Annotated in this window: 10 protein-coding genes and 1 pseudogene; 4 read left to right on the top strand and 7 right to left on the bottom strand. The window is 55.9% G+C overall.

What is annotated here, in order from left to right:
* Positions 1–58: 58 nt before the first annotated feature.
* The 6 genes from nagA to agaR are packed head-to-tail and all read right to left on the bottom strand — an operon-like array spanning position 59 to position 6,709.
* Entirely contained in the window at positions 59–1,192 is a 1,134-nt protein-coding gene (gene nagA / locus WKJ03_RS06945; RefSeq protein WP_337841449.1) for an N-acetylglucosamine-6-phosphate deacetylase, read from the bottom strand.
* Positions 1,192–2,121 carry an ROK family protein gene (locus tag WKJ03_RS06940; protein WP_337841448.1) on the bottom strand — a complete coding sequence of 310 codons (930 nt, stop codon included), beginning with the start codon at positions 2,119–2,121 and terminating at the stop codon, positions 1,192–1,194. Before WKJ03_RS06940 ends, nagA begins: the two co-directional genes overlap by 1 nt.
* Positions 2,122–2,123: 2 nt before the next feature.
* Positions 2,124–3,263, bottom strand: a complete 1,140-nt coding sequence (locus WKJ03_RS06935) for an SIS domain-containing protein (protein ID WP_337841447.1) — start codon at positions 3,261–3,263, stop codon at positions 2,124–2,126.
* Between the two features lie 8 nt (positions 3,264–3,271).
* On the bottom strand, positions 3,272–4,528 hold the full coding sequence (locus WKJ03_RS06930; protein WP_337841446.1) for a class II D-tagatose-bisphosphate aldolase, non-catalytic subunit: 1,257 nt from the start codon (positions 4,526–4,528) through the stop codon (positions 3,272–3,274).
* A gap of 10 nt (positions 4,529–4,538) precedes the next feature.
* A complete protein-coding gene (locus WKJ03_RS06925; RefSeq protein WP_337841445.1) occupies positions 4,539–5,912 on the bottom strand; it encodes a Gfo/Idh/MocA family oxidoreductase in 1,374 nt (457 codons plus the stop codon).
* Positions 5,913–5,929: 17 nt separating this feature from the next.
* Positions 5,930–6,709, bottom strand: a complete 780-nt coding sequence (gene agaR / locus WKJ03_RS06920; protein WP_337841444.1) for a transcriptional repressor AgaR — start codon at positions 6,707–6,709, stop codon at positions 5,930–5,932.
* Between the two features lie 341 nt (positions 6,710–7,050).
* Between agaR and WKJ03_RS06915 the strand changes: the two genes are divergently transcribed.
* From WKJ03_RS06915 to rnk, 4 genes and pseudogenes are all read left to right on the top strand, one after another.
* Positions 7,051–9,885: a TonB-dependent receptor gene (locus WKJ03_RS06915; protein ID WP_337841443.1), complete on the top strand. Its 2,835-nt coding sequence runs from the start codon at positions 7,051–7,053 to the stop codon at positions 9,883–9,885.
* Positions 9,886–9,941: 56 nt separating this feature from the next.
* A complete protein-coding gene (locus WKJ03_RS06910) occupies positions 9,942–11,249 on the top strand; it encodes a DUF3472 domain-containing protein (RefSeq protein WP_337841442.1) in 1,308 nt (435 codons plus the stop codon).
* A 191-nt stretch (positions 11,250–11,440) separates the two neighbouring features.
* Positions 11,441–11,848 (top strand): annotated as a pseudogene (locus WKJ03_RS06905) (GreA/GreB family elongation factor); the annotation flags it as partial.
* A 78-nt stretch (positions 11,849–11,926) separates the two neighbouring features.
* The gene (rnk, locus tag WKJ03_RS06900) at positions 11,927–12,343 is read left to right on the top strand and encodes a nucleoside diphosphate kinase regulator (protein WP_337841713.1); all 417 of its coding nucleotides are present in this window, start codon (positions 11,927–11,929) and stop codon (positions 12,341–12,343) included.
* A gap of 190 nt (positions 12,344–12,533) precedes the next feature.
* On the opposite strand, the gene WKJ03_RS06895 is transcribed toward rnk, so the two are convergent.
* A complete protein-coding gene (locus WKJ03_RS06895; protein WP_337841441.1) occupies positions 12,534–13,349 on the bottom strand; it encodes a hypothetical protein in 816 nt (271 codons plus the stop codon).
* Positions 13,350–13,434: the final 85 nt, after the last annotated feature.

Here is a 13,434-nt window from a genome sequence, read left to right as displayed (position 1 = left end):
CGCCCCGCAACGTCAATGACTTGGGTTTATAGATTTGTTTAATTCTTTTTCTTAACGCTCAAGGCGTGGCTAGGCCGGCAATCCAGCTTTGTTGCACCTGAAACTGGTCATCCAGCCAGAGGATATCTGCACAGGCACCGGCTTTAAGTTGACCCAACTGTGCCGCGCCAATCCAGTGGGCTGGCGTCTGGCTGGCCATTTGCAGCGCCTGCAGCGGGTTGATCCCCAATTCGGTGATGGCATATCGGACGGCGGACTGCATATCCAGCACGGACCCGGCCAGTGAACCGGCGTCATTGGTCAGTTTCAGTCCCTGCCGGGTGACCCGGCCACCGGCAAAATAAAATTCGCTCTGATCGGTCCCCACCGGGGACATGGCATCTGTCACCAGCACCATGCGCTCGGCTCCTTTGGCTTGGTAAGCCAGCCGGGCCGACAGCGGGTGCAGATGCTCGCCATCGAGGATCAGCCCACAATAAGCGCGGTCGTCGGCCAGCGCTGTGCCGACCATGCCCGGTTCCCGCGACGTCAGAGTGGACATACCGTTATACAAATGGGTAAAACCGCTGGCACCTGCATCCAAAGCGGCCAGCACTTGGGCCGCTGTTGCATTGGAGTGGCCTAATGCCACCACCACTCCAGCAGCAACTAACTGGCGAATTTGTGCGGCAGGTACGGCCTCAGGCGCCAGAGTGACCATCACCACGCCCACATCGGCGCGGCAGTACAAGGCCAGTTCGGCGTCTGACAGAGGCCGCAAAAAGGGCAGCGGGTGGCAGCCGCGTTTGGCTTCGGATAAATGCGGCCCTTCAAAATGAATACCGAGAATACCGGGTTCGTTCAGCCGGATGGCCTCTGCCACCGCATCGGCCGCCTGTTGCATCACCGCCAGATCGTCGGTGATCACTGTGGGCAGCATGGCGGTGGTGCCATAAGGCCGGTGCGCCGCCATCATCTGGCGCAGGCAAGCCAGGCTGGGGTTGGTATTAAACAGTTCACCGCCGCCACCGTTTACCTGCACGTCAATAAAACCAGGGCACAGCAGGCCTGATGGCAGCTGGATCAGTGGCAAATCCGCTGTTGGGTTGGCCTCAATCGCGGCGATGCGACCTTGCTCAATTCGCAGCCAGCCAGTGCTGAACCCAGTTGGCCGCAGCAACTTGGGCGCTGTGAGATAAAAGGCATCCGTCATCAGCACTGTCCTGTGGATGGGGCTGACAACTGCAGCGCTAAAATGGCAGCGCCGCGCACGCCGCTGGCATCGCCGCCTTCGGCGCCGAAGAGGGGCGGTACAGAAGCCCCGGCAAACAGGTGTTGTTGCATCACAGCGGGCAAAGCCTCCAGCAGTTCAGGGATTTGTGAAATACCGCCACCCAGCACAATAGAGTCGGGCTCCAGTGCCAGCACCAGGCTGGCCAGGTGAGCGGCCAGCGCATCCAGATACACCGCAAAGGTGGTTTGGGCTGCCGGCTCGCCGGCACGGTAAGCGCTCAGCCAATCGTGGCTGTTGCCTGCAGTCTGACTGTAATGCTGGTAGAGCCGGGCCAGGCCCGAGCCTGAGATATAAGGTTCGACACAACCGGTCAGGCCACAGCCGCAGGGGTACAGCGGCAGTTGATGCTGCAATGCCACTTTGGCCGACAGTGCCATATGGCCATATTCCCCAGCCAGCCGGCCAGCCAATAACTGACCATTCAGGCAAAATCCGCCGCCGGCGCCAGTGCCCAGAATATAACCCAGCACTTTGTTTTGGCCTTTGCCTGCACCAGCTATGGCTTCCGACAAGGCAAAGCAGCGGCAGTCATTGCCAATGGCCACCGGACGTTTCAACAAGGCGGCTAAATCGGCGGCAACCTGCTGGCCGGTCAGGCAAGGTACATTGCTGGAAATCACTGTGTGGTCTTCGCGCAGCACGCCGGGCAAGGCAATGCCCACCCTGGCCTTATGGCCGCTGAGCCGGTCGGCCTGCTCGACTTGCGCCACCACTGTGGCTAAGAAATCGCCATAGTGACGGGTCGGGGTACTGACCCGCCACTTTTGTTGCAGCGCAAGCTGGTCGTTAAAAATGGCCAGTTCCATTTTGCTGCCACCAATATCCAGGCCATAACAGAGCTGTTGCATCATCAGGCCTTAACAAAAGGATACAAAGTGACACCTTGCACCACCCGGTTGACCTGGCCGCCTGGGCAGGGATTGTCTGGGGAGATGCCCAGCTGCATCGATTTAAAGCAGGCCAGTGCCTGGCACCAGAGGATCAGCAGCAAGCCGAGCCAGGCGTCCGGCAACGAGCTGCTGCCGAGCAGTTGCTGTTCGGATAACAGATCCAGCCGCAGTGCTTTCTGGTCGCGTTGCAGTTCGGCCAGTAAATCCAAATCGTAGCGGCTGGTGTAGGCATCTGAGCTTTGTAACACCAGCACCTGAGTGTCGGCGTCCACCAGTGATTTGGGGCCATGGCGGAAACCCAGCGGGCTTTCGTAATGGCTGAGGATCTGGCCAGACGTCAGTTCCAGGTACTTGAGCGCGGCTTCGCGCGCTATTGCCTGCAAAGGCCCGCTGCCTAAAAACACCATACGGCGGCACGGCGTTTCGGCTTGCTGTTTAATCTCGGCCAGCCTGTGCTGCAACAGCTGCTCAGCGCCGTTGATCAGCTGCTGTAAATGCGTGTTGTCCGGGGCAAAAGTCAGCAAGGTCGCCAGATACATAGAGCTGAAGCTGCTGGTCATGGCAAAACTCTGGTCGTGCGTGGCGTCTGGCAAGGCATACAGATAACAACGCTCTGGATCGTGCTGGCTGAACTGCGCCAGTTTGCCTTGTGAATTACAGGTGATCAGCAGGTGCCGGCAACCCGGAACTAACTGCTCGGCCAGTTCGACGGCGGCCACACTTTCCGGACTGTTGCCAGAGCGGCCATAGGACACCAGCAAGGTCGGCAGCGCCGGGTCCAGATACGAGGTCGGGTTGCTGACTAAATCTGTGGTGGCAATGGCTTCCACCCGTTGGCCCGGTTGCAGTTGTTGCTGCAAATGGGCTGCTAAGGCCTGGCCAATATAAGCCGAAGTGCCTGCGCCGGTCAGAATAATGCGCAGCAGCGGCTTTGCCAGCAGTGGCTGTAAAAACTGTTGCAGTGCTGCGCTTCTTGGCTGGTGCTCAGCCGTCACTTGCCGCCAGATCTGCGGTTGCTGGCTGATCTCACGGGCTGTCCAATAACCGCCTGCCTGTTTCAGTGCTGCCACCGGCAGGGTTAAATAAGAGTCAACTGACATAGGTATCCTTAATGAAAACCACAGGCTGTGGCGTAACTGCCGAGCACTGCATCCAACCGGGCGAGCAGCAGGGCCCTGGCCTGCGCCGGAATTTGCCCCAGTTTAACCGCCGGGTACAGGTCCGGCATAAACTGGCGAATAAGAGGCAAGGGCACAGGCTGCGCCAGATTGTTCAGCAATTGCTGCACCGCCTGTTGCATCTGCTGTTCTGGCCAGTAATAACGGATCCGGTCACTGTAGCTGTACAGCAACTGCCAGTCTGGCTTGCTGTAAAAACTTTGCCAGTAGCCGGGTGAGGCCAGCATCTGTTCTTTACAGACAGCTCTTAACCTGGAAGGGGTGGCCGGTTGCAGCTCCTCTTCGATCAGGCTTAAACAAAACAGGGCTTCGCGCAGCGCCAGCGTCAGCTCGGGGCCGACTTTCAGAATAGCGAACTGGTCCTGCACCAGCTGGCTTAACAGCGCGGTGTTCTGGTAGTCGGTCGAGTGGGCTTCAAACACCAGACCCGGCTGGGCTTTGATAAAGCGGCTCAGTTCAACCGCCTGCTGCGGCTGGTACAAATGCACTGACTGGTTATCAAACTCCACGCCGGGCTGCACCACCAGGGCTATCACTTTTTGCCAGACCTCTGCGGCTAAGCCTGCGGCAGCAAAGGCTTGCTGATGGGTGTGAAGCGTATGCTGCACATTGGCCACAGGTGTGGGTTGCAGCTGGTGCTCCAGCTCTGCCACACCACCCGGTGCCGGCACTTCGGTACCAATCACATAACACAAGGTCTGACCGGGGCGGGCACTGCGTTCTGCCACAGCACAAAGCCGCGCCGCGCGCTCTGCTATCACTTCATCCGGCAGCGCCGCCGGGTCGTCGCTGCAGGCCATGCTGGTGTCGAGGTGAATTTTTTCAAAACCGGCTTCGACAAAGGCGGCAATCAACGCTTCGGCTTTTTGCATCGCCTGCTCAGCGGTTTCTTTACGCCAGACCACAGGGCCCAAATGGTCACCGCCAAATAGCAGCTGCTCAGTGGCCAGGCCCAGACTGGCCGCCTGCGCCTGCACTGTGGCAATAAACTGCGCTGGCGTCTGGCCTGTGTAGCCGCCAAACTGGTTCACCTGGTTGGCGGTGGCTTCAATCAGCAGCAGCGACTGATCGGCTTTGGCCCGCCGGATGGCGGCTTCCAGCACCAAAGGGTGGGCCGAACAGACCGAATAAATTCCGCTTGGCTGGCCTGCTTTGGCGCTGGCAATCAGTTGATGGATACGGCTCATCAGGGACCCCTTAGCGCACTATGCCCAGTGGTTTACCGGTTTGCCAGGCGCCACGGGTAAAGTCAGGGAAATCTTTGGAGTTGCTGCGATCGGCCACAGAGGCCACCGACAACGGCAGCACGGCAGACCAGGCGGCACCGTCGTACACGTCCTGATCCAGCGGCTCTGCATTGCGCAGGCAATAAATCATGCGCCAGCACATCAGGAAATCCATACCGCCGTGGCCGCCATTTTTTTCGGCTTCCTGGCCCATCCGGGTCCACAGCGGGTGGTCGTATTGCTTAAACCATTTGTCCATATCGTAATCCCAGTCGTGGTAAGACCCTGAGCCGCCCTGTTCCAGCGCAATACGGTTGGGGAAGCCAGCAAAGACGCCATTGGTGCCCTGGATCAGGTTATGGCGGCTGTAAGGACGCGGTGTGGTGGTGTCGTGCTGCACCATAATGGTCCGGCCTTTCACTGTTTTAATCAGGCTGGTATTGATATCGCCATGAATGTACTTCAGTGAATTGCGTTCATGGTCCGCCGGGAACTCGCGTTTGGCATAGGCGGCGCGGCCAAGCGCCGGTGAGCTGGCGCTGGTCAGGTAATCAAAACGGTCGCCTCTGTTGATATTCATATACTGCGACACCGGGCCCAGGCCATGGGTCGGGTAGATATTGCCGTTGTACCTGGTATGCATGTAAGTGCGCCAGGAGCCGGTTTTGCGCTCAATTTCTTTCATCTGCCAGCGCAGTTCATGGATATAAGCAGCTTCGGCGTGCAGCAGTTCACCAAACAGGCCCTGACGCACCATATTCAGCACCATCAGCTCTTCGCGGCCGTAGTTGACGTTTTCCATCATCATGCAGTTGCGTTGGGTGGCTTCGGCGGTGTTGACCAGATCCCACAAATGCTCCACCGTCAGCGCCATCGGTACTTCGACAAAGGCGTGTTTACCGGCCAGCATGGCGGCTTTGGCCATCGGGTGGTGCCAGTCCCACGGCGTGGCAATCACCACAATATCAACGTCCGGGCGGGCCAGCAGCTCGAGGTACGACTCCTTGTTCTGGCCATAAAAAGCCACATCGGTACGGCCCAGCTTGGCCAGAATGCCTTTGGCCCGTTCAATGGTCAGCGGGTCTGTGTCACAAATAGCGGTAATGCGGGCGCCTTCAATATTACTGAAGTGGCTGATATAACCTGTGCCGCGTTCACCCACCCCAATCAGGCCGACTCTGACCTCGTCCATTTTTGGCACCACCAGCCCCATCACCGATTGGCCTTTGGCTTTGGTGGTCAGGCCCATACTGCTGTTCCTGGCCTGAGCACAGGCGGAGATAGCACCTAAAGCGGCAGCACCCATGGATGCTTTTAAAAATGAACGACGATCAAAACCTGACATAAGTCCCCCGTTGTCTTTTATGTTTTTTCAATAAGATGCAGCTGCACCCCTTGTTTGGTTAAGGCTTCGGCATAGGCATCCGGTATGCCTGTGTCGGTCACCAGCGCATGGATAGCGCTGCTGGCGCAGATCACGTGAAAGGCCTTCTGGTCAAATTTCGACGAATCTGTCACCACAATAATTTCGCTGGCGATGTCACACATCAGCCGGTTCAGGCTGGCTTCTTTTTCGAAGTGGGTGGTTAAACCCGCTTTCAGATCAAAGCCGTCCACCCCCAGGATCAGCTTGTTAAAGTTGTAATCCCGCAGGCTTTTTTCGGCGATATTGCCGTAAAAGGACATCGACTTTTTGCGTAATAATCCGCCGGTCAGCATCACTTCCACTTCATCGCTTTGCGCCAGCTCCATCGCGATATTCAGACCATTGGTCATCACAATCAGGTCTTTATGGCCGGTTAAACTGGCCGCCACCTGCTGGGTGGTGGTGCCGGAGTCCAGGATCACCCGGTCGCCATCCCGCACCAGGGCCGCCGCGGCTTCACCCAGCTGCTGTTTCAGCGCTGAGTAGCAGCTGCGTTTTTCTTTTAACGACAATTCCCGGCTCAGCTCCGAGTTCACCATGGCGCCGCCGCGGGAGCGCACCAGCAGTTTTTTCTGATCCAGCATCGCCAGATCGCTGCGAATAGTGACTTCCGACACCAGAAAGCGGTCGGCCAGCTCTTTCACCGAGACTTTGCCCAGCTGCTGGGTCAGCCGCACTATTTCCTGTTGTCGTTCAATGGTGTTCAGGTGGTCCATAGCTCATTCCGTTTTGTTCAGATGCGCTGAACATACCACGCTGCCTGTGCTTTCGAAAGCTTTCGAAAGTGTCAGCCTGTACCTGTTATCTGCTTTTTTCAGTCTGGCTGCGGCCTGTAGCCCGAAACCGGGGTCGCTGCCTGACTTCAGTTTTAAACAGCATGGCAGATATTGAAAATAAATAAAAGTTTTTTTGTGCTTCGATATTGATCATTGTTCGAAATTAACGCTATAAGTAAATAATCGAAAGTTTCAGCTGTTATAAATTCTTTCGATTAATCACAAATAAAATGCGGTAAAGCACAGCGAACCAGCAGAGAACAGCACAGAATGGGGGAGTCATGAACACAACACTACAGCCAGCCTTACTGAGCCTGGCGATTGCCGCGGCCTTGACGGCCGCTCCTGTATGGTCACAGCAGGACAGCACTGCAGCCAGCAGTACTGAGCAGAAAAAAAAGCAGGCCGACGACAAAGAGGTGGAGGTGATCCAGGTTTCTGGTATTCGCAGCAGTATTAAGGAATCCCTGTTCCAGAAGCAGAATGCGACCAGCGTGGTGGATTTGGTAGTGTCGGATGACATAGGTAAGTTTCCGGACGAAAACCTGGCGGAAGCGCTGCAGCGTATTCCGGGCATTACCATTACCCGCAACGGCGGTGAAGGTCAGAACATTCTGGTGCGGGGTTTAGGTGGTGGCTACAACGTCACGACCCTGAATGGCCGCAAACTGGCGTCTGAATACGCTGGCCGGGATTTTAACTTTGACACCATAGCGTCAGAGCTGGTGAATGTGCTCAAGGTGTACAAGTCACCAGAGGCGCAGCTGCCGGAAGGCGGCATTGGTGCGGTGATTGATATTGAAACCCGCAAACCTTTGGATCAGGATGGCCTGACCTTGTCGGCGTCGGCCAAAGGCATTTATGAAAGCCGCACTGAAGACACCCATCCGCATGCGTCTTTTATCATTGGCCAGAACAATGACGACAATAGCTTCGGAGCCTTGTTTTCGGCCGTCTATTCGAAGAAAACCCTGAGGGCAGATACCTATTCAGCCGACGGTTTTTTTGATGAAGATGAAGGCTGGGGCGTCGACAGCGCTGGTGTGCCCGTGGATCAGAATGGCAATGGCGTCATTGATGACGGTGAAATTTATGCGTCCAAGATCCCAAGTTATATGTACTTTGCCAATGCGCAGGACGTGCGTGAACGCTTAGGCGCCACCCTGGCACTGCAATGGCGGCCGACAGACAAATTAGATATCAACTTCGACGCCTTGTACTCGCGCTACAACACGGACGGTCACCGTTACCAGATAGGTTTTGTCAATTACGACGAAAGCTGGACGCCGGGCACACCGCTGTTTTCCGACGCTCTGTTTGACGAGATGGACAGAGTGGTGAAAATGCGCCAGACCGGTGAAAACACCATGGTCGAGCTGCTCAATATCAGTACACCACGCAAAACCGACACCTATCAGCTGGGCCTGAACACCAAATACAACCTGAGCCACGAATGGACCTTGAACCTGGATGCGGCGCACTCGCAAGCCAAAGATAAAAACGCCGGTGACAACCGCTTTATCGTGGCCCGTGGTTTTGTTGATTCCATCGACATTGACTACAGCCAGGGCAACAAGCTGCCGGACGTGGTGATTGGCCCAGGTCTGACTGCAGACCAGGATTACGGCGCGCATTACAGCTACAACTCTGGCACCGGGGTGAAAGACGAAATCAACGATGTGAAACTGTTTGCTGATTATCAGCCAGAGCAAAGCTGGTTTACCAAGCTCAGCACAGGTGTGCAGTACGTGGAACAAAGCAAAGGCCAGAACCAGTTTGCCTCGGCCAACCCCAGCCAGTTCAGCCGCGGCGGTTTTTACCTGACCCGCGACGGCTACAGTTTTGATAACAGCACTGTGTTTACCAAAGGTGAATTTGAGCTGTTTAAAATTCCAAGTTCAGTCTTTGTTCCCGCCAACTTTGACAATTTCCTCGATGGGGAAAACAGTATTTCCCCCGACCCCTGGCCGAGTTTTGACTACGACAAGCTGATGGAGTACTACCGCAGCCTGAACGCCGCGGCGGCCGACAAGTCGATTGTGGCGGTGCAAAACAAAGCGGGCAGCTACCAGGTGAAAGAAGCCGTCAGCACCGCCTTTGTGGCGCTGACACTGGAACCAGAGCTGTGGGGTATGACGTCCATGCTGAACCTGGGGTTACGCGGCAGCCGCACTGAAGTGACGTCCAGCGGTTTTGGTTACGACTTAAGCAAGGTGCAGCTGGACAGCACTGGTCAGCCCGTCAATAACGACTGGCGTACCGTCACAGCGGTCAGCTTTGACGACAGCTACAGCGATATTTTGCCGAGCCTGAACTTTAAGCTGAACCTGAAAGACGACCTGATCTTCCGTTTCTCGGCTGCCGAAGTGTTGAGCCGTCCGTCTTTGTATTACCTGCGCTCCTGGATGGCGCCAAACTTCACCACCCGTGAGCAAAACCTGCCAACGCTGGCGATGGGGAACCCAGGCGTGGAGCCGGAAAAAGCCCGTCAGGCCGATATCACGCTGGAGTGGTACTATGCCGACAGCAGCGCCCTGAGCGGCGGGATTTTTATCAAGGATATTCAGTCCTTTATTTCCGAGCAGAAGTTTGCCGCCAATGTGATGGGCACAGATTACCTGGTGACCACAGCAGTGAACGAAGGTTATGGCGCCAAAGTAACAGGCTATGAAACGGCCTGGCAGCAATCACTGGATGAGTTATTGCCCCAGCCATGGAACGGGTTTGGCTGGCAGCTGAACTACACCTATGTCGACAGCAGTTATGACGACCCCGAACTGAAGGCGAAAAACCTGCCATTCCAGGGCATGTCGAAAACCAGCTATAACGCTGTGCTTTATTACGAGCAATATGGTGTGCAGGCCCGCTTAGCTTACAACTGGCGTTCGAAATTTGTGTCCAATCCGGAAGCCTGGGGCGGCGCGGCCTGGGTGGCCGATTATGGCCAGCTGGACGCCAGTGCCAGCTATGATCTGATGCCCAACCTGACGGTCTTCCTTGAAGCGACCAACCTGACCAACAGCCGGTATTGGGGCTATATCAAACGGGATGACCAGGTGAATTACCTGGAACGTTTTGGTACCCAGCTGGCCTTTGGTGTGCGCGGCAGCTTCTAACCTGAATTATTGTCCGTAGGGGCCGGGTTTACCCGGCCCTTTTTTTGGGGTCCAGTATGAAAAATTTACACATAGTGATGCTTGCGCTGTTGTTACTGCAAGGCTGTGGCGGTTCAGAGCAGGCTGCAACAACAGTCTCCACTGAATCGAAAGTCCAATTCAGTCAGACGGTCAGCCTGGCGGCCAATAGCTGGGTGCAGGGGCAGCCTGAGCGCACCGCTGAACTGGTGACAGAGCAGGGCATACGCCACTGGCAGCAGCAGGCCGATGTGCTGACCGTCTTTCTGCATACCAGGCAGTCGGGCACCCTGCAACTGGGGCTTAGTGGCCGGGTGGTCAGCGGTCAAACCGGGCTGGAGCTGGAACTGGCTGGGCAGCGCCAGAAAGTGCAACTGAAAGCCGGTGCTTTTTCGGAAAAAGCTGTGGCCGAGTTCAGCCTGTCACAGAGCGGTTATCAGCAGCTGCAGTTGCGGGGGCTGAGCCGTCAAGGCGCTACTTTTGCCGATTTGGACCAACTGCATCTGGCGGGTTCTGCCGCTGAAGGGGCCAGCTTTATTAAAGATGAGGTCTATTGGGGGCGGCGTGGCCCGTCTGTGCATTTCAGTTACAGCCTGCCACAGCCACAACAAAGCCAGTGGTTTTACAGCGAAATGCGGGTGCCGCAAGGGCAGGACATTATTGGCAGTTACTTTATGGCGGCCGGTTTTGCCGATGGTTATTTTGGTATTCAGGTGAATTCTGCCGACGAGCGCCGGGTGCTGTTTTCGGTCTGGAGCCCGTATCAGACCGATGACCCCGCCAGTATTCCGCCCGAGGACCAGGTGAAGCTGCTGCGAAAAGGGGCAGAGGTGCAGACAGGGGAATTTGGCAATGAAGGTTCGGGCGGCCAGAGCTTTTTGCGTTACCCCTGGCAAGCCGAACAGCGCTACGGCTTTTTACTGAAAGCCCAGCCACAAGCCGATGGCTACACCCACTACAGCGCCTGGTTTTACCCGCCAGAACAAGGCCAGTGGCAGTTGATTGCCAGTTTCGCCCGGCCGAAAACCCAGCGGTATATTGAGCGTCCGCATTCGTTTCTGGAGAACTTTATGCCGGAAATGGGCGAGCAGGGCCGCTCCGTGTTGTACCCGGCGCAGTGGTTTGCCGATACAGAAGGTCACTGGGTTGCCGCCAGCTCAGCCCGCTTCAGCGTCGATAACACAGGAGCCCGTGGCAACCGGCTGGATTACAAAGGGGCTTTCACGGCAGAAGGTTTGTTGCTGCAAAATGGCGGCTTTTTCAGTGATACCACAGCGGCTGGCACTGAGTGGCCATTGCCTGCTCCGGCACGGGTGCCGCTGATTGACTTTGCCAAATTGCCTTAGGCTGAGCATAAAGCCAGGCCTCAGTAAGGACTGGCTTTGAGTTTTGTTCGCGAATGCTTTATGGTGTGCCTAGTGTTCATTTTTCCATAGCGCAGAGACGGAGGTTGTTTTTGTTGAAGCTAGCAATAAACTCGCCGTCTTATCACGCCGCGTTTTCTACCGTCTTCCATTTCTGAGCCGGCTCCATCTGCATGGGGCCGGCTGAGCGTTCAGTGCTCACTCTCCTTGTTCATTTGGTCCACACCTATGGAAAACCTATGTTTATTAAAAAAAAGTCGGGTTCTACCGATGCGTCGGCTATGTTTTGGCTGGCGACCTCAGTGATCCAACCTCTGCCCCCATGGCAATTGCAGCAGCTGTTGCAGCAACTGGAATTGCATCAGCCCAGCAAACGCAAATCCTTAACTGAAAGCGGTATGTTGCCGGGGTGTTCTGCACGTGTGCTGAATTTATCCGATCAGACTGAAGCCTGGCTGACATTAGTGTACCCACAACAGGCCGATCCGGCCCGCGGCTTTATTTCCGTGTTGTCCCCCTTAGGCGCAGTGTTGCTGGGTAAAAATGTCGGCGAGGTTGCCCAGCTGCGGCTGTTTCGCCGCTCTATGCGATTTTTGGTATGTGATTTGATGGCGGTGAAACATCCGCCTGCTTTTAGCTTTACCCCAGTGCAGGAGAAAATGATGAATCCAATATTGCCTGAATTAACCCTGTCCAGTTTGGATCTGGACCGTTTAGAACTGTTGCTCCGGAGTTTGCCAGCCTCAGACCCCGGCCGGCTGGCCCTTGAACCTGAGTTGGACAGAGCGGCAGTGTTAGAGCCTGCTGCTGTACCTGACAATGTGGTGACTATGAACTCCACTATCCGGTTGAGGTTATTAAAAAGTGGTGAAGAACCGTGCCTGACGCTGGTGTATCCAAAGGACCTGGATCATTCGGGTCAGAAGGTCTCTGTGCTGGCCCCTGTTGGATCCGCTGTGTTGGGGTTAAAGGAAGGTGATCGGATCCACTGGCCTATACCAGATGGGGATATACAGCAGATCCAGGTAATACAAGTGCTCTACCAGCCCGAGCGCTCGGGCCATCTGCACAGATAAAGGCCCCCGGAACTATGCCTGCTGAATTCTGATCGGTCGAAAGACAAACACCAGTCTGCAGTGGCGATTGGTGTGACGGCCTACCTATTCATTGTTATCGCAGCTGAATATCAGCAGACCAGACAGGACAGCGCTTTCATCAGGACGAAGTCATGGTGAGATGTTGGTTAAAGATGGTCGGAGCCTCAGCTTATTCAGAAGGGCAACTTTGCTTGCTGCTGAGTAACTGGGCTGTGATCTGTTGCAGCTTTGCCTGCTCTGCTGTTGAGCCGGGCAGGCTGCTCTGTTCTGGCAGCAGTTCGGCACTTTGTCCTGTGATGACCTGATACAACACATAAGCGCTGAGTAAGGACCCCAACGCATTGGCGTGATTGCCGTCATTGCTGTGCAGTCGCGGCACACCGGGCTGAAGCAGGGCCAGATCCCAGACCGGGCCTACCGGAGCCACACAGCTGGATTGCTGTTGCGCAATAGACAGATGCAACTGATAGACCCGCTGGCCTTCGGCGCGGTCACCATATTGCGGATGTTCGGGAAACAGAATGGTCTGGCTGCCAGCCGCTTTGCCTTTATTCAGCAAAAACTCGGTTTCGCTGGTCGGGTAATCCACAGTGCCGGATTGCGAGTATTTTTGCCCTTGCAGGATCAGGTGAGTCCAGCCACCCTGGTCAATTTGCTGCAAGGCGCTGCTACTGGCGGCGGCACTGTCCAGAAAGACAAAACCGATAAAACTCAGTTCGTTGTCCGTGCCCGGTAAGCCCAGTTGCAACAGGCGGCTCAGCTGCGGCGCCACACCAGACGCATGGCTGTTACCAATCAGCAGTACCCGGATTGGCCGCGCCTGCCTTCTGTCCGGCACGCTCAGATTTCCGGTCGCAGGTGGGATCTCCCCAGTATCAGGCGGAGGCACCTGGCCTGTTCCGGCGGACGGACTGCTGCCACCACAAGCTGACAACACCAAAGCGGATAATCCCAGCACCCACTGCTGTAACCCATAACCTTGCATACACGCATCTCCTGTCAACGCCAGATTGCAGACTAAACTGCAGTTGCAAAGCGTCGACAATGAAGTAACAATCTTTTAATAATGA

The sequence above is a fragment of the Rheinheimera sp. genome, from assembly GCF_037442525.1.
GTDB lineage: Bacteria > Pseudomonadota > Gammaproteobacteria > Enterobacterales > Alteromonadaceae > Pararheinheimera.
This window is presented reverse-complemented; position numbering and strand designations above follow the sequence as displayed.